The 19,279-nt window shown below is 65.9% G+C and carries 16 protein-coding genes; 7 read left to right on the top strand and 9 right to left on the bottom strand.

The annotated features are described in order from the left end of the window. Positions 1–50: 50 nt before the first annotated feature. From MRBLMU1_RS16710 to rsmB, 3 genes are read right to left on the bottom strand one after another with little or no spacing between them, the layout of a single operon-like run. On the bottom strand, positions 51–2,351 hold the full coding sequence (locus MRBLMU1_RS16710) for a sensor histidine kinase (RefSeq protein WP_363503334.1): 2,301 nt from the start codon (positions 2,349–2,351) through the stop codon (positions 51–53). Continuing rightward, positions 2,352–3,008 carry a DUF4390 domain-containing protein gene (locus MRBLMU1_RS16705; RefSeq protein WP_414646088.1) on the bottom strand — a complete coding sequence of 219 codons (657 nt, stop codon included), beginning with the start codon at positions 3,006–3,008 and terminating at the stop codon, positions 2,352–2,354. Continuing rightward, positions 3,001–4,419: a 16S rRNA (cytosine(967)-C(5))-methyltransferase RsmB gene (gene rsmB, locus MRBLMU1_RS16700; RefSeq protein WP_363503332.1), complete on the bottom strand. Its 1,419-nt coding sequence runs from the start codon at positions 4,417–4,419 to the stop codon at positions 3,001–3,003. The genes MRBLMU1_RS16705 and rsmB overlap by 8 nt, the downstream gene beginning before the upstream one ends. Before the next feature lie 246 nt (positions 4,420–4,665). Here rsmB and argS point away from each other — a divergent pair, with 246 nt between their 5' ends. The 7 genes from argS (at position 4,666) to MRBLMU1_RS16665 (ending at position 11,008) form a co-directional block, all read left to right on the top strand. Further along, positions 4,666–6,375 (top strand): arginine--tRNA ligase, encoded by a 1,710-nt coding sequence (argS, locus tag MRBLMU1_RS16695; protein ID WP_363503330.1) that lies wholly within the window; start codon positions 4,666–4,668, stop codon positions 6,373–6,375. A gap of 21 nt (positions 6,376–6,396) precedes the next feature. After that, positions 6,397–7,125, top strand: a complete 729-nt coding sequence (locus tag MRBLMU1_RS16690) for an SPOR domain-containing protein (RefSeq protein WP_363503328.1) — start codon at positions 6,397–6,399, stop codon at positions 7,123–7,125. A gap of 21 nt (positions 7,126–7,146) precedes the next feature. Then, entirely contained in the window at positions 7,147–7,830 is a 684-nt protein-coding gene (locus MRBLMU1_RS16685) for a thiol:disulfide interchange protein DsbA/DsbL (protein ID WP_363503470.1), read from the top strand. A 67-nt stretch (positions 7,831–7,897) separates the two neighbouring features. Then, the gene (locus MRBLMU1_RS16680) at positions 7,898–8,677 is read left to right on the top strand and encodes an SDR family oxidoreductase (protein ID WP_363503326.1); all 780 of its coding nucleotides are present in this window, start codon (positions 7,898–7,900) and stop codon (positions 8,675–8,677) included. Then, on the top strand, positions 8,674–9,516 hold the full coding sequence (locus tag MRBLMU1_RS16675) for a biotin--[acetyl-CoA-carboxylase] ligase (protein ID WP_363503324.1): 843 nt from the start codon (positions 8,674–8,676) through the stop codon (positions 9,514–9,516). Before MRBLMU1_RS16680 ends, MRBLMU1_RS16675 begins: the two co-directional genes overlap by 4 nt. After that, a complete protein-coding gene (locus MRBLMU1_RS16670; protein ID WP_363503322.1) occupies positions 9,513–10,283 on the top strand; it encodes a type III pantothenate kinase in 771 nt (256 codons plus the stop codon). The genes MRBLMU1_RS16675 and MRBLMU1_RS16670 overlap by 4 nt, the downstream gene beginning before the upstream one ends. A gap of 26 nt (positions 10,284–10,309) precedes the next feature. After that, a complete protein-coding gene (locus MRBLMU1_RS16665; protein ID WP_363503320.1) occupies positions 10,310–11,008 on the top strand; it encodes an SPOR domain-containing protein in 699 nt (232 codons plus the stop codon). Positions 11,009–11,101: 93 nt separating this feature from the next. Here the strand turns inward: MRBLMU1_RS16665 and MRBLMU1_RS16660 are convergent, their stop codons facing one another. Genes MRBLMU1_RS16660 through mreD form a run of 6 tightly spaced genes read right to left on the bottom strand, consistent with a single transcriptional unit; the run spans position 11,102 to position 19,176 of the window. Beyond that, a complete protein-coding gene (locus MRBLMU1_RS16660; protein WP_363503318.1) occupies positions 11,102–12,247 on the bottom strand; it encodes a septal ring lytic transglycosylase RlpA family protein in 1,146 nt (381 codons plus the stop codon). 10 nt (positions 12,248–12,257) lie between these two features. Next, positions 12,258–14,357 (bottom strand): penicillin-binding protein 2, encoded by a 2,100-nt coding sequence (mrdA, locus tag MRBLMU1_RS16655; protein WP_363503316.1) that lies wholly within the window; start codon positions 14,355–14,357, stop codon positions 12,258–12,260. After that, the gene (gene rodA, locus MRBLMU1_RS16650) at positions 14,354–15,499 is read right to left on the bottom strand and encodes a rod shape-determining protein RodA (RefSeq protein ID WP_363503314.1); all 1,146 of its coding nucleotides are present in this window, start codon (positions 15,497–15,499) and stop codon (positions 14,354–14,356) included. Before rodA (MRBLMU1_RS16650) ends, mrdA (MRBLMU1_RS16655) begins: the two co-directional genes overlap by 4 nt. Positions 15,500–15,544: 45 nt before the next feature. Then, on the bottom strand, positions 15,545–16,657 hold the full coding sequence (rodA, locus tag MRBLMU1_RS16645) for a rod shape-determining protein RodA (RefSeq protein ID WP_363503312.1): 1,113 nt from the start codon (positions 16,655–16,657) through the stop codon (positions 15,545–15,547). Between the two features lie 10 nt (positions 16,658–16,667). After that, positions 16,668–18,650 carry a penicillin-binding protein 2 gene (mrdA, locus tag MRBLMU1_RS16640; protein WP_363503310.1) on the bottom strand — a complete coding sequence of 661 codons (1,983 nt, stop codon included), beginning with the start codon at positions 18,648–18,650 and terminating at the stop codon, positions 16,668–16,670. Positions 18,651–18,663: 13 nt separating this feature from the next. Then, the gene (mreD, locus tag MRBLMU1_RS16635; RefSeq protein ID WP_363503468.1) at positions 18,664–19,176 is read right to left on the bottom strand and encodes a rod shape-determining protein MreD; all 513 of its coding nucleotides are present in this window, start codon (positions 19,174–19,176) and stop codon (positions 18,664–18,666) included. Positions 19,177–19,279: the final 103 nt, after the last annotated feature.

The following is a 19,279-nucleotide window of genomic DNA, read 5'->3' as shown; positions in this document are numbered from 1 at the left end:
TCCTCATTTTCGCCATCGATGCGGCAAATGATTTTGTATTGAACTTAACTTTAAGTATTGTGCGTCGTCGGTGCTAACTTTAACAGCAAAATCAATACTGACGCGCCACTTCCATCGACATGATTCTGGATATCAATCCTGCCCCCATGCTCATCGATAATTTTCTTCACCATCGCCAACCCCAGGCCGGTGCCGCGCGCCTTCGACGTCACGTACGGCTCGAACGCCCGCGCCAGGATCTTGGGCGCGAACCCGGGGCCGTTGTCGACGATCGCCAACCGCACCGCCACGCGCGTGCTGCCGTCCGCACCCTGATAATGGATGGCTTCGCTGACGACGTCAATGCGCGGCTGCATGTCCGGCCGCCCGGCCGCCTGCTCGGCCATCGCGTCCTGCGCGTTTTGCAGCAGGTTGTGGATCACCTGGCGCAGCTGCGTGGCGTCGCCCATCACCAGCGGCAGGCCGGCGGCCAGCTGCGGATGGATGATGTCGTCGCCCTCGCCGCTCACGTACAGGTGCAGGATCTCCTCGACCAGCGCGTTCAGGTCGAGCGGCTCGAGCACCGCCGGCGGCGTGCGCGCGTAGTCGCGGAAATCGTCGACCATGCGCTTCATCGCCGCCACCTGGTTGACGATGGTGGCGGTTCCCTTGTTGAGCAGCACGACGTCGTCCGGCGCCAGCTTACCCTCAAGTTTCATTTGCAGGCGTTCGGCTGACAACTGGATCGGCGTCAGCGGATTCTTGATCTCGTGGGCCAGGCGGCGCGCCACCTCCCCCCAGGCGATCGAGCGCTGCGCCGAAATGACGTCGGAGATATCGTCGAACACCACCAGGTAGCCGCTGCCGCCCTCGATCGGCAGCCGCGAGCCGCGCGTGAGCAGGGTCAGGTCGTTGTCGTCCAGGCTGGTGGAGCGGCGCGGCACCTCGATCTGGCGCTGCCAGTGCATGCGCTGGAGGTTGCGTCCGGCGGCCGACTGCGCGCTCTGCGCGGCGAACGCGGCGACGATGGCGGCGCCGAATTCCTGCATGCCCTCGACCTCGTTGAGCTTGCGTCCTATCATCGTCACGCCGGCCTGCTGCAGGATGCGCTCGACCGAATCGTTGAAGCTAATCAGATGGAACTCGTGGTCCAGCACCATCACGCCGGCCGACATATTGGCCAGCACCGATTCCAGGTGGGCCTTGGCGTTTTGCAGCGCCGCGCGGTTGCGCTCGACGGCGCTGCGCGCGTCCGACAGCTGGCGCGTCATCGTGTTGAACGACTGCGTCAACGTGCCCAGCTCGTCGGAGGTGGCGACGATCGGCCGCGGCGACAGGTCGCCCTCGGCCACCGCGCGCGTGCCCTCGGCCAGCAGCAGCAGCGGCTGCGCCAGGTCGCTGGCGATCAGGAAGGCGCTGGCGATGGCGCCGAACACGGCCAGCAGCAGGGTCAGCGTCAAGGTGACGATGTACATCTTGCGCAGGCCGACGCGGGCGACGAAGCGCTCCTTGTAGTTGGAATAGGCGCTGCGGATGGTCTCGCCGTCGGCGGCCAGTTGCGCCGGCGCCAGCTGGATCAGCTGCAGGTAGCGCGGCGCCAGCTGGGTGCCGTTGGGGCGCACCTGGTCGGGAATGGCCATCACCACGCGCAGGCGCAGCTGGCTGACGCTGTCCTGGGCGTTGACGGGGGCGTCGACCAGGTCGCTGCGCAGTTCGTTGCCGCCCTCGGGCGCGCCGTAGGACTCGTCGCTCTTGGCCTTGGCCATCATCTCGCGGGTCGGCAGGTCGGCGCTGAGGTTGCCGCTGCGGCTGGCGCGGGCGCTGACCACCAGCCCGCCCTCGGCGTCGACGATGATGGCGTTCTGCATGCCCGGCTGCTCCTTGACCAGCTGGGCCAGGATGATGCGCTCGGTGCCGTCGCCCTCGCCGGCCAGGCGCTGCGTGGTGCGCGCGGCGGTGGCGGTCAGTTCGTTGAGGGCGCGGTCCAGGCCCTCGCGGCTCAGGTTGATGCCCGATTCGAGCGCCTCCTCGACCGGCACGTTGAACCACGATTCGATCGAATGGGAGACGAACTGCACCGACACCAGGAAGATCACCAGCCCCGGCAGCACGCCGACGGCGGCGAACAGCAGCACCAGCCGCGTCATCAGCTTGGAGCCGAACTTGCCGCTCTTGTAGCGCGCATACAGGCGGAACAGCGACACCGCCACCAGCAGCAGCAGCGCGCCGGCCACCGCCGCGTTCAGGCCCAGCAGCCAGGCGTAGTAGCGGTCGAAAAAGCCGGAATTGTCGGAGGCCGAGGCGAGCAGGAACAGCAGGATGCTGACCACGGCGCCGCCGATGACGGCAAAGTACCGGAGCGCTGTGCTCACCTACTCGGCCCTGTAGAGGAAGGTTTTCTTGTCGGACGCCAGGCGCCATTCATTGTTATTGAGGGCGTTGATCTGGATCGGCTTGGGCAGGTAGTTCGGGTCCAGCCCCATGCTCAGCTTGACGCTATAGGTCTCGCCGACCTTGAGCGCGCCGCGCGGCGCGACGATCCAGCGGTTGGGGCGGCGGATCAGGAACAGGGCGTCGTCGAGCGACGAGAAGCTTTGCCGCACGCTGCCGATGACGGCTACGTGGTACTGGCGCGTGAGCACGTTGTACGACAGGCTGATGGTCTGGCGCGCGACGATGGCTTTCTCGTCGAACCAGTACCAGCGCGGACGGGTGAATTCGATGCTGGTGGTGAAATACAGCACCACGCCGTATTGCAGGGTGTCTTCCAGACCGTGGCTGAGGTCGAAACCGTAGTTGGCCGACAGGCGGTAGCCCTCGTCGGTGGCCTCCACGTAGGCCCGCTTGATCTCGACGCCGTCGGCAGCGCTGGCCGCCTGCGGCAGCGCGCAGGCCAGTATCAGCAGCAAGGGCCCGATCAGCAGGCGAAAAAATCGTTGTATCACGTGTGGGCCGGTGCTCAATAGGTGCGTAATACGCGGGGGTGCGACAGGGGGTGCTGCAAATAAACAGGCAAAACGCTTACGCATTTTTCTGGAAAAGCGCGTAGAACAAACCGTCGTGGTCCTGGCCGTCGCCGCCGGCCGGCAGCAACTGGCCGGGCGCGTCGAGCCGCACCGCATTGTTGCGCACGGCGAAGGCGGCCGCCTGCGCTTCCGATTCCTGCGGCCACAAGGAACACGTTACGAACAGCAATTTACCATCCGTCGCAAGCATCTGCCAAAGATTGTCGAGGATTTTGGCCGAAAGTGTTGCAAGTTGGAGCGTGTCGCCCTTGCGCCGCAGCCAGCGGATATCCGGGTGGCGGCGCACGATGCCGGAGGCCGTGCACGGCACGTCGGCCAGGATGCGGTCGAACGGTTTGCCGTCCCACCAGGTCGACGTCTGCGCCTCGGCCGCCTGCAATGCGGCTTTCAGCTGCAAGCGCTGCAGGTTCTCGTCGACCCGCGCCAGGCGCTTGGGATCGGCGTCGAGCGCGGTCACTTCGGCGTCGGCCAGCTCCAGGATGTGGCAGGTCTTGCCGCCGGGCGCGGCGCAGGCGTCGAGCACGCGCATGCCGTTTCGCACGTCCAGCAGCGGCGCAGCCAGCTGGGCGCCGGCGTCCTGCACCGACACCAAGCCGTCGGCGAAGCCCGGAATCTGGCCGACGCCGACCGGCTTGGCCAGGCGCACGGCATACGGTCCGATTTGCGTGGCGTCCATGCCGGCTTGCGCCAGGGTCGCCAGATACTGTTCCACCGAGGTTTTGCGTACGTTGACGCGCAACGTCAGCGGCGGCGCGGTGTTGCCGCTCGCCAGCACGGCCTGCCAGTCCCGCGGCCAAGCCGCGCGCACCGCGTCGATCCACCATTGCGGGTAGTTCCACTTGGCCAGCGGCTGCAACAGCGCCGTCTCCAGCAACGCCTTGCGCTCGCGCAGGAAGCGCCGCAGCACGGCGTTGACCATGTTTTTGGCGCGCGCGGTGTCCGGATGGGCGTCGGCCGCCGTCACGGTCTGGTCGACGACGGTGAATTCCTCGTACGGCCGGACGGCGTCGGGCGCCGTCATCAAGGCCAGCGCGCAGGCCAGCAGCGCGCCGACCAGCGGGTCCGGCGCCTTGGGCGCCATCAGCGCGATCAGGGTCTCGCTCTGGCCCAGCTGACGCATGCAGCGGTAGGCGATGTCCTGCATGGCGCCGCGCGCCTGCGGGGTCAGGTCGTTTTTGGCCTCGCTCTTCGCCCACACCTGGGCCAGCGCCTGCGGCAGATTGGTGCCGGTGCGGACCTGGGCCACCGCGTGGGCGGCGCCGATCAGGCTGAAAGCGAGCGAATCGGGCCGCAAGCCGGTCTGGAAGCTGGTTTGCAGCGCCGGTTTCAGGTCACGCGCATGGCTGGCGCGCAGCTTGGGCGCTGCCGCCTTGGCGGGTGACTTCAGTGAGAGCGTCGGACGCTGCTTGTTCATATGCTAATTCCAGAGAGCGGCCGGCAGCCGTGATCGCGCAGTATACAGTAGTGCCACAGCAGCGCATATGACAAGTCGCTGACAAGAATGTAAAAGTCGGTTAGCCGCACGGCGCCGCAGGCACTCGGCTACCCTCACCAGCTCCGTGCAAACCAGTATAATGGGCACTGTTTGGCCGGTGCCAGAGCGCCGGCCGTTTTCGCTTTCAGATGATTTTTTTAGCGCGGCCCGGCCGCCATTTCGCTCATGCTCGCCCAACAAAAACAAGATATCACCGCCCTGTTCCAGGCCGCCCTCGCACCGATCCTGGCCGGGACGGAAGTCTCCGCAAACGTCGTGCTGGAGCGTCCGCGCGACCCGTCGCACGGTGACGTGGCCTGCAACATCGCCATGCAACTGGCCAAGCAGCTCAAAATGAACCCGCGCGAGCTGGCCACCAAGGTGGTCGAGGCGCTGCTGGCCAACCCGGCCGGCAAGGGCCTGGTCGAGTCGGCCGACATCGCCGGCCCGGGCTTCATCAACCTGCGCGTGAGCGACGCCGCCAAGCAAGCCGTGGTCAAGGCCGTGCTGGCGCAGGGCGCCGCCTACGGCAGCAGCGATACGGGCGCCGGCAAGAGCGTGATCATCGAATTCGTCTCGGCCAACCCGACCGGCCCGCTGCACGTGGGCCACGGCCGCCAGGCCGCACTGGGCGACGCGCTGTCGTCGCTGTTCGGCTCCCAGGGCTACGCGGTCACCCGCGAGTTCTATTACAACGACGCCGGCGTGCAGATCCAGACCCTGGCCAATTCGGTCCAGGCGCGCCTGCGCGGCTTCAAGCCGGGCGACGCCCAGTGGCCCGAATCGGCCTACAACGGCGACTACATCGCCGACATCGCCGAAGACTTCAAGGCCCAAAAGACCGTTTCCGCCTCCGACGGCGCGCCGGCCACCGCCTCCGGCGACATCGACGACATCGAATCGATCCGCGCCTTCGCCGTGACCTACCTGCGCAACGAGCAGGATATCGACCTGCAGGCCTTCGGCGTCAAGTTCGACAACTACTACCTCGAATCGTCGCTGTACGCCGACGGCAAGGTCGACGCCGCCGTCGACATGCTCAACAAATCCGGCAAAACGTACGAGGAGGAAGGCGCGCTGTGGCTGCGCACCGAGGACTACGGCGACGACAAGAACCGCGTGATGCGCAAGAAGGACGGCACCTACACCTACTTCGTGCCGGACGTGGCCTACCACATCGTCAAGTTCCAGCGCGGCTTCGGCCAGGCGATCAACGTCCAGGGTTCCGACCACCACGGCACCATCGCCCGCGTGCGCGCCGGCCTGCAGGCGGTCAACCTGGGCATCCCGCAGGGCTTCCCGGACTACGTGCTGCACAAGATGGTCACCGTGATGAAGGGCGGCGAGGAGGTCAAGATCTCCAAGCGCGCCGGTTCCTACGTCACCGTGCGCGACCTGATCGAATGGTCCGGCGACGGCGACATCACCAAGGGCCGCGACGCGGTGCGCTTCTTCCTCATCTCGCGCAAGGCCGACACCGAATTCGTGTTCGACGTCGACGTCGCGCTGAAAAACTCGGATGAAAATCCGGTGTATTACGTGCAGTACGCCCACGCGCGCATCTGCCGCATGCTGGAACAGTGGACCGGCGACGTCGCCGCGCTGGCCGACGTCGACCTGTCGCCGCTGACCGCGCCGACCGAGGCGACCTTGCTGGCCACCCTGGCCGCCTATCCGGAAACGCTGGCGCGCGCGCAGGCGGAACTGGGTCCGCACCAGATCGCGTTCTACCTGCGCGACCTGGCCGCCAACCTGCACAGCTTCTACTTCGCCGAACGCGTGCTGGTCGACGACGAGGCGCTCAAGGCGGCCCGCATCGCGCTGATGGTCGCCACCCGCCAGGTGCTGCAAAACGGCCTGGCGCTGATCGGCGTCTCCGCTCCCAACAAAATGTAATTGCGAAGGATATCCCGCACAATGAATTTCCGTACCAGTCTCACTCCGCGTTCGCGCCAGCAGGGCAACACCTTCATCGGCATCGTCATCGGCCTGGTCATCGGCCTGACCGTCGCCGTCGTCGTCGCGCTGGTGATCAACAAGGGGGCCTCCCCGTTCACCGACAAGGGACGCAGCAACAAGAGTACGGAAACGACCGCGGGCCAGGCGGCCGATCCGAACAAGCCCATGTACGGCAGCAAGGAAGCGGCGCGCGCGGCGGCCAAGGACTTGAGCCGCGATCCGCCGCCGGCGGCACCCGCCGCCCCGGCGCCGGCTCCGCCCGCACCGAAGGCGCCCGCCGCCGATCCGCTGCAGGCGGTGGTCGACCGCATCCAGGGCGCGGCGGCCGACAAGCCGAAAACCACGCCTTCGGCGTCGAACGTGACGCCGACGCCGGTCGCCAAGACCCCGGCCAACACGGCGGCGCCGGCGGCGGGCGCCACCACAGCGCCGGCCAACGGCGGCGACGAAAAGTACATCTATTACCTGCAGGCCGGCGCCTTCCGCGAGGTGGCCGACGCCGAAAGCGCCCGCGCCAAGCTGGCACTGCTCGGCTTCGAGGCCAACCTGTCGGACCGCACCACGGATACCGGCGTGCTGCACCGGGTTCGCATCGGCCCGTTCAACCAGGTCGAGGCGATGAACAAAGTCCGCAGTAAATTGTCTGAAAACGGCGTCGACGTCGCGGTCGTGCGCAATCAAAAGTAACGAACCAAGCCAGGAGTAATGATGCGAATTCTGAAATACGTTTTGAGCACGCTGATGCTGAGCGCCGTCGCCTTGTCGTCGATGTCGGCCTCCGCATCCCCGGCCGACCCGAAGAACGGCGTCGAATACAAAACCCTGCCGACGCCGCAGCCCGTCGACACCGGCAAAAAGGTGGAAGTGATCGAGTTCTTCGACTACGCCTGCCCGCACTGCCACGCGCTGGACCCGGCGCTGACCGCCTGGGTCAAGAAGCAAGGCGACAACATCGTCTTCAAGCGCACCCACATTTCGCGCACCGGCACCGAACTGCCGCAGCAAAAAATGTTCTTCACGCTGGAAGCCATGGGCCTGATGAACGAAACGATCAACACCAAGATCTTCACCGAAATGCACGTCAACCGCAACCGCATGAACCGCGACGAGCTGGTGTTCGACTTCATCGCCAAGCAGGGCATCGACCGCCAGAAGTTCATCGACACCTATCGCAGTTTCGGCGTACAGGCCCGCATCCGCAAGGCCACCTCGATGATGGATACCTACGGCGTCGACTCGTGGCCGATGTTCGCTATCGACGGCAAGTATGTGACGTCGCCGTCGATGTCCGACGAGGGCTCGAAGACCGCCACCAGCGAAGCCCAGCTGCATACCCAGGGCCTGCAGGTGATGGATATCCTGGTCGCGAAAGCGAAAGCGGAAAAGAAGTAAGCATGCCCTCCAAAGACGCGTTGACACCGGCTTCGGCCCTGCAGCCGGCGCCACCTGGCGCCCGGGCATGAGCGGTCGACGCGTCTTCATCACCGGCGCCTCCAGCGGCATCGGCGCCGCGCTCGCGGTGGAGTACGCGTCCCAGGGCGCCGTCCTCGGACTGCTGGGACGGCGCGGCGACGCGCTCGATAGCCTGATCGCCTCCCTTCCCGATTCAAAAAGGCACCGCGCCTATGTCGTCGACGTGCGCGACCACGCCGCCATCGCGGCCGCCGCGCGCGACTTCCTGGCGCATGCGGGCGGCGTCGACGTCGTGATCGCCAACGCCGGCATCTCGGTCGGCACCTTGACCGAATTCGCCGCGGATCTCGCGGTATTCGACAACATCATCGCCACCAACGTGGTCGCCACCGCCGCCACCTTCGGGCCGTTCATCGCGGCGATGAAGGCGCAGCGCACGCCGGCGCGGCTGGTCGGCATCGGCAGCGTGGCCGGCATACGCGGCCTGCCCGGCGCCGAGGCGTACAGCGCCTCCAAGGCGGCCGTGATCAGCTACTGCGAATCGCTGCGACTGGAGATGAAACCCTACGGCATCAAGGTCGTCACCCTGTGCCCCGGCTACATCGATACGCCGATGACGAAGGTGAACCCGTATCCGATGCCGTTCCTGATGGCGCCGGAAAAATTCGCCGCCAAGGCCGCGCGCACCATCGCCGCCGGCTCCAGCTACGCCGTCATCCCGTGGCAGATGGGCATAGTCGCCAAGGTGCTGCGCCTGCTGCCGAACGCCGTCTACGATTTCGCCTTCGCCAAGGCGCCGCACAAACCGCGCAAGGCCGCACCATGACCGCCGCATCCCCGCCTTTATCTTTATCCCTGTCGCCGGACGCCATCGCCGCCCGCTGCGCCACCAGCGCCACCCACGTGGCGATCGAAGTCGTCGCCGAAACCGGCTCCACCAACGCCGACCTGCTGGCCCGCGTCGACACGCTGGACGGCCCGCTGCTGCGCATCGCCGAAAACCAGACGGCCGGCCGTGGCCGCGCCGGGCGCAGCTGGCTGTCCAAGCCGGGCGCCGCGCTGATGTTCTCGCTGGCTTGGCGCTTCAAGGGGCCGTTGCACCGCATGACCGGCCTGCCGATGGCGGTCGGCGTGGCGCTGGCCGAGACCATCGCCTCGCTGGGCGTTCCGGTGCAAATCAAATGGCCGAACGACCTGCTGCGCGACGGTAAAAAACTGGCTGGCATCCTGGTCGAAACCCAGGCCGCCCGCAAGGACGTCGACGGCGCCGTCTGGGCCGTGATCGGCGTCGGCATCAACCTGCTGATGCCAGACGAACTGGAAGAACAGATCGGCCGCGCGGTGGCCGCCGCGCCGTGGCTGGCGAAAATGGACCGCAACGAATTGATGGCCGCGCTGCTCAGCCGCCTGGCCGCCGTGCTGGCCGAATTCGACGACACCGGCTTCGCGCCCTTTGCCGAACGCTGGAACCTGCTGCACGCGTGGCAGGGACAGGACGTCGTCATCCTCGACCACGGCCAGGTCCTGCAGCAGGGCCGCGCGGCCGGCGTCGACGCCATCGGGCGCCTGATGCTCGACACGCGGCACGGGCGGGTCGAGGTCCTGTCCGGCGACGTCTCGCTAAGGTTGTCGTCAACCATACCCTCCTCCATCGGATTATCATGATTTTACTGATCGACGCCGGCAACACCCGCGTCAAATGGGCGCTGGCCGACATTGACGCGCAGCCCGGCACGTGGCTGGCGCATGGCGCCGTGGTCCACGCCGACCTGACGCAGCTTGAATTGATCTGGGGCGAAGCCGCCGGCCAGCGCCCGATCGAACGTATTCTCATCGCCAACGTGGCCGGCAACGCGCTGCGCGTCCACCTCGAATATGTGCTGCGGCGGACCTTCCCCGCCATGCCGCTGGCGGAGTCGATAGACTGGTTCGAATCGCGGCCGTCGCTGGCGGGACTGACCAACGGCTACCGCAATCCCGCGCAACTGGGCTGCGACCGTTTTGCCGCCGCCATCGCCGGCCACACGCTGGCGCCGGGACGCGCCATCGTCGTCGCCAACTGCGGCACCGCCACCACCATCGACGCCATCACCGCCGACGGCGTGTTCCTGGGCGGGATGATCCTGCCCGGCCTGGGCCTGATGGCCAGTTCGCTGGCGCGCAACACGGCGCAGTTGCCGCAAATTGCGCAAGACGGTAAGCTGCCTGACGGTTTCGCCGACAATACCGACGACGCCATTTTGAGCGGTTGCCTGGCGGCGCAGAGCGGCGCCATCGAGCACGCGTTCGCGCGGCACCAGGCGGCGGAGTGCATCATCTCCGGCGGCGCGGCGCCCTACATCGCGCCGATGCTCAAGGTGAGGCACCGTATCGTTGAGAATATCGTGTTGATAGGCCTGCACGCCGCCGCCGGCGCCGCGCGGACCGACTGAATCGAATTGGCCCACCGAGGAAGCCTGTGCTGAAGTTCACTTTCTGGTCGCTGTTAGCCGTCAACGCCGCGCTGTTCGCGTATGGACAGGGCTATCTCGGTCATTTCAGCGGCAACGAGCGCGAACCTGCGCGCCTGGCGAATCAGCTCAACGCCAATCAATTGACCATTATTTCGGCGGAGCAGGCCGGCCATGCGCCTGCGGGCGCCTCGGCTGCCGACGCGGCCAGCGCGCCGGTTGACGGCAAGGCCGCGCCGCAGCCGCTGGCGTGCGTGGAGATCGGTAGCTTCGTCCTCGCCGACGCGCGCCGGTTCGAAGCCCGTCTGGCCACGTTGAATCTGGGCGACCGCCAATCGCGCCGCAACCTTCCCGGCACCGAGATATCGAGCTACATCGTGCATATTCCGCCGATGGGCAGCAAAGAGGCCGCCGACAAAAAAGCCGCCGAGTTGCGCGGGCTGGGGGTGACCAACTACTTCGTCATGTCCGACAACTCGCCGATGCGCTGGGCGATCTCGCTGGGCGTGTTCAAGAGCGAAACGGCGGCGCAGAACCAGCTCGCGGCGCTGGTCAAACAAGGCGTGCGCAGCGCGCGCGTCACCCCGCGCATGAGCGGGAGCAAGCTGCTGGCGTTCCAGTTCCGCGACGTCGACGCCGAATTGCAGTCGAATCTGGAAAAGATCCGCGCCGATTTCCCGAACGCCCAAACCCACGGTTGCAGATAGGCCCCATCAACAGATTATCCACCGAGGAGACACGTAGGGCGGATTAGGCGGAACGCCGTAATCCGCCATTATGAGCCGCCGGCAACGCAGGCCTCAGCGCTGCACCACGATCGGCTTCAGGCTGAGCGCCGACGGCAATCCCTGCGCCGCCTGCAACGCCTCCTGACGGCTGGCAAACGGCCCGCCGAACAAGCGATGCACCGGCCCACTCTGCACCACCTCCAGCGTCGAAAAACCACTCCCCGCCAGCTTGCCGCGCACGACTTCCGCGTTCTCCGCCCGCGTGTAAGCGCCAAGCTGCAGATAAAAGCCGCTGGTGGCCGCCGGCACGCTATCGGCCAGCATCAACGCCTCGATCTCCGGCTTCGCGCCCGACGCGGCGGCCGGCGCGGCCGCCGGTGCAACCGCCACCGCTCCACCCGGTATCGCTTTCGGCGTCAGCACCAACGGCTGCGGTGTCGTCGCCAACTGCTTGCCGCCCTCTCCCGCATACGATGACAACCGCGCCCCCGACTGCGACGACGCCTGCAAACGCGGCGCCTTGGTCTCCGACACGCCCTCCCTGGTCGCCAGCATGCGGTCGATCTCCTCGGGCAGAATGCGCTCGATCTTCAGCTCATGGCTTCCTTTGCCCAGCAAACCCAGTTTCAACGCCGCCGTATAAGACACGTCGATGGCGCGCTTGGCATGGAACGGCCCGCGGTCATTGATACGCACGATCACCGTCGCCCCGCTGACCATATTCGACACCCGCGCATACGACGGAATCGGCAGCGTGGGATGCGCCGCCGTCATCTTGTACATGTCGTAAATCTCACCGGAAGACGTGCGCTGGCCGTGGAATTTCTTCCCGTACCAGGTACCCATTCCCACCTGCGTGAACGGCTCGTTGTCCGTGATCGGCGTATAGGTCTTGCCCATGACGACGTACGGACGGTTGGAACGCGGCAGCAGCGGATCGTTGCGCACGTCGGCATCCGGCACGTCGGCCAGATTGTCCGGCGGCGAGTCGCCGGGACCGTCGTCCTGGTAGTAGCCACCGCGCCCCGAGTTGGCAGGCGGCAGCGCCGGCAGGCCGGTGGCCGGCTTGGTGGTGGACGGCGCCTTGATCACCGGTCCCGAGGTGCGTGGTTTCCTGGAGACCGTCTCGTCCGATGTGGGAACGGTGCCGCAGCCGGCCAGCACCAGCAGGGCCAGTGCCGCGCAGGCGTTCCGGATTTGGCTTCGGTTCATACGCATGGCGTCCTCCTCATTGGTTTTTCCGCACCACGGGTGCCGGTTGCGTGGTGGGCGCCGGAGCGGCCGGCGCAGGCGCAGGCGAGGGTCCGGCAGGCGCGCCAGGTGCCACCGGCTGTGCCGGCGCCGTGCCGTTCGCATCGCCGGCGGCGCCGCTCTGCAGCCGCGCGGCCGCGGCCTGCTCTTCCAGGGTCTGACCTTCCACCGGCACGATTTCTTCCGCGTCTTCTTTTTCCACTTTGGTTGTATCCTTTCCGGCCGGGCGTTTGCCCAGCAGGTAATAGTCGAGGGCCTTGCGCGCGATCGGCGCCGCTTCCAGGCCTCCCTTGCCGGCGTTTTCCACCACCAGCGCGATCGCGATGCGCGGCTTCTCGGCCGGCGCGAAGGCGGTGAACAGCGCGTTGTCGCGCAAGCGCTCCGCCAGTTTGGCGGCATTGTACTTGTCGCCCTTTTTAATGGTGATCACCTGCGCCGTACCGGTCTTGCCGCCGACACGATACTGGGCGCCGGCGAACGCGCGCACGCCGGTGCCGCCGGCCTCCGTGGTCACGCCGACCATCGCGTTCTTGATGAAATCGATGTTCTCCTGCTTGAGAGGAATCCGATAGCTCTCCTTCGACACGGTCAGCGTGCGTGCACGCGTGCCGCCGTCCTCCAGTATCTTCACCAGGTGCGGCTTCATCACCACGCCGTCGTTGGCCAGATTGGCCACCGCGTGCGCGATCTGCAGCGGCGTGTAGGCGTTGTAGCCGGAACCGTTACTGACCGAGATCGTATCACCACCCACCCAGCGTCCCGCCGCACCTTTGAAACGCTTGCGCTTCCACTCCTGCGACGGCAGCACGCCGACCTTCTCGTTGAAAAGGTCGATGCCGGTCTTCTGGCCGAAACCGAATGGTTTCATGAAGTCGTGGATCATGTCGATCCCCATGTCATGGCCCAATTCGTAGTAATAGGTGTTACACGAGACGACGATGGACTTGTGCATGGCCACCGAGCCATGGCCGCCGACCAAATCGTCGTTGAACTTGTGGCCGCCCAGGTAGTAGTATCCCGGATCGTAGGTGGCCTGGGTGGTGGTGCGCTTGCCCAGCTCCAGCGCCGCCAGCGCCATGAAAGGCTTGAAGGTGGACCCCGGCGCGTAGGTGCCCGACAGCGGCCGGTTCACCATCGGCCGGTCCAGCGAGGTGTTGAGCTCATTCCAGCTCTGCGTGTCGATGCCGTCGACGAACAGGTTGGGATCGTAACCGGGCCGCGACACGTAGGCCAGGATGTCGCCGGTGGACGGCTCGATCGCCACCAGCGCGCCGCGCCGGTCGCCGAAGGCGTCTTCCACCACCTTCTGCAGCTCGATATCGATCGACAGGATCAGATTGCTGCCGGGGATGGCGGGTTTGCGCGACAAGGTGCGCACCGCCCGGCCGCCGGCCGTCACTTCCACCTCTTCATAGCCGGTGCGGCCGTGCAGCTGCTGCTCGTAGCTTTTTTCCAGCCCCTCTTTGCCGATATGGTCGGTGCCCTTGTAGTTGGTGGCGTCCTCGCCGTCGTCGATGGCGTTGGCCTCGGCGCGGCTGATGCGGCCGATGTAGCCGATCACGTGCGACGCAGTTTCGCCCAGCGGATACTGGCGGAACAGGCGCGCCTGCACCTCCACCCCACGGAAGCGGAAGCGCTGCGCCGAAAAGCGCGCCACCTCCTCGTCGGTCAAGCGGGTGCGCAGAGGCACGCTCTCGAAGCGTTTGGATTCCTCCATCAGCTTCTTGAAGCGTTTGCGGTCCTTGACCTCGATGTTGACCAGCTTGGACAGCTCGTCGATGGTCTCGTCCAGCGTGGCCGTGAGCTTGGACGGCGTGATCTCCAATGTAAAGGCCGAGTAGTTGCGGGCCAGGACAACGCCGTTGCGGTCCAAAATCAGCCCGCGATTCGGCGTGATCGGCACGATGGCGATGCGGTTCTCCTCCGCCTTGACGACGAAGTCGTCGTGCTTGATCACCTGCAGCCAGATGAAGCGCGCCAGCAGCAGCCCGAAGCAGACGAATACCACGATGCCCAGCACCGCGATCCGTGTGCGGAACTCTTTCAGTTCGCGCTCGGTGTCCTTGATCTCCATCATGCCACCGCACCCCAGGCCGGCGCGCCGGAGCCGCTACGCACACCGTGGCTGTGCCGCTGGATGCTCATTAAAATGCCGGCGCCGAGGCCCAGGGTCAGCAGCGCCGTGCCGCCATAGCTCATGAACGGCAGCGGCACGCCGACCACCGGCACGATGCCGCTGACCATGCCCATGTTGACGAAAGCGTAGGTAAAGTAAATCATCGTAATGGCGCCCGCCAGCAGGCGCGTAAAGAAGGTGGATGCATTGAGAGCGATGGAAAGTCCGCGCCAGATCAGCAGCAGGTACAGAACCATCAGCACCACATTGCCGGTGAGGCCGAATTCCTCGGAGAAGACGGCGAAGATAAAGTCGGTGGTGCGCTCGGGGATGAACTCCAGGTGCGTTTGCGTGCCCTGGGTCCAGCCCTTGCCCGCCGCGCCACCGGAGCCGATGGCGATCATCGACTGGATGATATGGAAACCCTTGCCCAGCGGGTCGTGATAAGGGTCGATCAACGTCAGCACGCGCTCGCGCTGGTAGTCGTGCATCGCGGACCACAGCAAAGGCATGCCGACGCACGCCGCCGCGGCCAGCGCCACCAGCGCTTTCCACGACAGGCCGGCCAGGAAGATGACGCAGGCGCCGGCCGCCACCACCAGCAGAGCGGTGCCGAGATCGGGCTGGCGCGCGATCAGGCCGACGGGAACGGCCAGCAGCAGCGCGGCGACCGCATACGCCTGCCAGCGCAGCTGGCCGGCCTGGCGCTGGAAAAACCACGCCAGCATCAGCGGCATGGCGATCTTCATGAACTCGGACGGCTGCAGCTGGATGCCGATGGTGATCCAGCGGCGCGAACCGCCTTTGATCGTGCCCGCCAGCGCGACGGCGATCAATAGCGCCACGGCCAGCGCGTACACCGGCACGGCGATGCGCATCAGCGTTTGCGGCGGAACGTTCGCGGCCAGCCACATAACGAAGAAGGCGGCGGCGATATTGCGCAGCTGGTCGGACACCTTGCCCGGAATGGCGATGCCGGCCGAGTACAGCGTGACCAGTCCCACCGACAGCAAGGCAAGGATGATGAGCGCCAGCGGAATGTCGAACACCATGACATGGGGCCGGAGGCGCTGCCACGGCGAGCGCCCGTCGTTGAAATGCATGCTGCGGCCCTTACCTGGCGCCGACGGGCGTCGAAGCGGCGCGCATCACGTCTGCACCAGCTTGCGGTGGCGCTGGATGCTCATCAGGATGCCGCCGGCGATGCCCAGCGTGAGCAGCGCGGTGCCGCCGTAGCTCATATACGGCAGCGGCACGCCGACCACCGGCAGGATGCCGCTGACCATGCCCATGTTGACGAATGCGTAGGTGAAGTAAATCATCGTCATGGCGCCGGCCATCAGGCGGCTGAAGAAATTGGGCGCGTTCCCGGCGATCATCAGGCCCCGCCCGATCAGCAGCAGGAACAGCAGCATCAGCACCAGGTTGCCCACCAGGCCGAACTCCTCGGAGTAGACGGCGAAGATAAAGTCGGTGGTGCGCTCCGGGATGAACTCCAGGTGGGCCTGCGTGCCCTGGGTCCAGCCCTTGCCTGTGATGCCGCCCGAGCCGACCGCGATGGTCGACTGGATGATGTGGAAGCCCTTGCCCAGCGGGTCGGAGGTCGGGTCGATCAGCGTCATCACGCGTTCACGCTGGTAGTCGTGCAGCAGCGACCAGATCACCGGCAGGCTGGCGGCGAAGGCCGCCAGCAGCCCGGCCAGCGCCTTCCACGACAGGCCGGCAAGGAAGATGACCGAGAAACCCGCCGCCACCACCAGCAACGCGGTCCCGAGGTCGGGCTGCCTGACGATCAGCCCGACGGGCATCATCAGCAACAGCGCGCCGATGCAGTAGCTTTGCCAGCGCAGCTGCCCGGCGCGCTGCTGGAAGAACCACGCCAGCATCATCGGCGTGACGATCTTCATGAACTCGGAGGGCTGGATGTCGATCCCCACGTGCAGCCAGCGCCGCGCCCCCAGCTTGATGGTGCCGACCAGCGCCACCGCCACCAGCAGGATCATGCCGACCGTGTAGGCCGGCACCGCGATGCGCATCATCATCTGCGGCGAGATGTTGGCGACGACCCACATCACCGCGAACGACAGCAGGATGTTGCGCAAGTGGTCTTCCATCTTGCCGGGAATGCCGATGCTGGCCGAGTACAGCGTGATCGAACTGACCGTCAGCAGCATCAGGATGATGAAGACGAGCGGTCCGTCGAAAACGGTGAAGTACGGGCGAAGGCGGCGCCACAGGGAACGCCTTTCGTTGATGCGCATGCGGGTCCTTTTATTCGGTATTGCCCGGGGTTTCGGCACCCGGCTTTTTTTCGTCGGCCACGCCCTGTTCGGCCTGGAGTTCGGTCACGGAGCGCAGCACCGCGTCCTCCTTCGGCACCGGGGTCGTGTCCTTGTCGCCGGAGCGCTTGCCAAGGATGTAGTAATCGAGCGCCTTGCGCACGATGGGCGCGGCCACGGCGGCGCCGAAGCCGCCGTTTTCCACCACCACGGCGATGGCGATGCGCGGCTTGTCGGCCGGTGCGAAGGCGGTGTAGAGCGCGTTGTCGCGCAAGCGCTCGGACACCAGCGCGGCATTGTACTTCTCGTTCTTCTTGATCGCGAACAGCTGGGCGGTACCGGTCTTGCCGCCGGAGGTGTAGCCGGCGTTGGCGAACGCGCGCGCCGCCGTTCCGCCGGTGGTCACGCCGACCATTGCGTTTTTAATGAAATCGATGTTCTGCTGCTTGAGCGGGATGCGGTAACTCTCCTTGGGCACCGTCAGCCTGCGCGCGCGCGTGGCCGGGTCCTCGATGATCTTCACCAGGTGCGGTTTCATCACCACGCCGTTGTTGGCCAGGTTGGCCGTGGCGTGCGCCATTTGCAGCGGCGTGTAGTTGTTGTAGCCGTTGCCGATACTGATCGAGATCGTGTCGCCGCCGACCCATTTCTGCGCCGCGACGTTTTTCTTGAAGCGGTTGCGCTTCCACTCCTTCGACGGCAGCACGCCCTGCTTCTCGTGTTCCAGGTCGATGCCGGTCAACTGGCCGAAACCGAACGGCTTCATGAAATCGTGGATCGCATCGATGCCCATCTCGTTGCCGAGGATGTAGTAATAGGTGTCGCACGAGTCGACGATCGATTTGTACATGTCGACCGTGCCATGGCCGCCCGGCTTGTCGTCGCGGAAGCGGTGCCCGCCCAGGGTGAAGTAGCCCGCGTCCGAGATCGTCTGGTTGGGCGTGCGCTTGCCCAGCTCCAGCGCGGCCAGCGCCATGAAGGGCTTGAAGGTCGATCCCGGCGGGTAGGTGCCCGACAGCGGACGGTTGACCATCGGCCGGTCCAGCGAGGTATTGAGTTCGTTCCAGTTTTGCGCGTCGATCCCGTCGACGAACAGATTGGGGTCATAGCCCGGGCGCGAGACGTAGGCCAGGATGTCGCCCGTCTCCGGCTCGATCGCCACCAGCGCGCCGCGCCACTCGCCGAAGGCCTCCTCGATCACCTTCTGCAGCTCGATGTCGATCGACAGGATCAAATTGGCGCCCGGCGTGGCGTTGGTGCGCGACAGCGTGCGGATCGCCCGCCCGCCGGCCGACACCTCCACCTCCTCGTAGCCGGTGGTGCCGTGCAGGTGCTTCTCGTAGCTTTTCTCCAGGCCTTCCTTGCCGATCTGGCTGGTGCCGTTGTAGTTGGCCGCATCGTCGGTGTCGGCGATGGCGCGGGCCTCGGCCTGGTTGACGCGGCCGATGTAGCCGATCACGTGCGAAGCCACCTCGCCCAGCGGATACTGGCGGAACAGGCGCGCCTGGATCTCGACGCCGGGAAAACGGAAGCGCTGCGCCGAGAAACGCGCCACCTCCTCGTCGGTCAGGCGGGTGCGCAGCGGCACGCTCTCGAAGCGCTTGGAATCCTCCAGCAGCTTTTTAAACCGCTTGCGGTCCTTGACCTCAATGAGCACCAGCTTGGCCAGTTCGTCGATCGTTTCGTCGAGCGTTGTGGCCAGCTTGGACGGCGTGACCTCCAGCGTGTAGGCCGAGTAATTGCGTGCCAGGACCACGCCGTTGCGGTCCAAAATCAGGCCGCGGTTGGGCGCGATCGGCACGATGGCGATGCGGTTGTCCTCCGCCTTGACGGCGTAGTCGCTGTATTTGACCACCTGCAGCCAGATGAAGCGCGCCAGCAGCAGCCCGAAACAAATGAACACCAGCCCGCCCAGTACCGTCAGGCGCAGACGGAACTTGTGAAGTTCGCGCTGGTTGTCCTTAAGCTCAGTCATGACGCGGTGTGAATCAGATCGGGCGGGTGTGGTCGCGATCGACCGCGCGCCGCTGCGGCGCCAGCAGCAACCAGGTGGCGACCGGCCACAGGGCCACGGCGATCACGCTTTCGACGAAGTAGTACCAGCTCGGGAATTTACCGGAGACGAAGAAGCGTATCACCAGCTGGATCGACTGCGCCATGAGCAGCAGCGGGAACACGTGCATCGCCTGCGTCAGCAGCGGGAACCACAGTACGCGCCGGTGCAGCATGATGGCGAAGTACGACAGCAATGTGTAGGCCAGCGCGTTCTCGCCCAGCAGGGTCGAGTCGTGGACGTCCATCAGCAGGCCGAGGAAGAAGGCGGTGCCGATGCCGACCTTGCGCGGCTGGTGCACGCCCCAGAACACCAGCACCAGCGCGACGAAATCGGGCACGCCGACGAACTGGCCCCACGGCAGCAGGTTCAGCAAGAACGCGCAGAACAGGCTGAAGGCGATGAACAGCGGGCTGACCGGCAGCAGAATATAGTGTGGACGATTCATCGTGCCGGCTCCTTCGGTGTGGTGGCGGCGGCCGGCGCTTGGCCAGCCGGCGCGACTGCCCGGGTGGCTGCCGGTGCCGGCGCGGTGGCGGCCGGCGCGGCGC

This window comes from Burkholderia sp. LMU1-1-1.1, from assembly GCF_040675865.1.
GTDB lineage: Bacteria > Pseudomonadota > Gammaproteobacteria > Burkholderiales > Burkholderiaceae_D > Rugamonas.
Note: the sequence above shows the minus strand (reverse complement) of the source record. Positions and strands in the feature narration are given on the sequence as shown.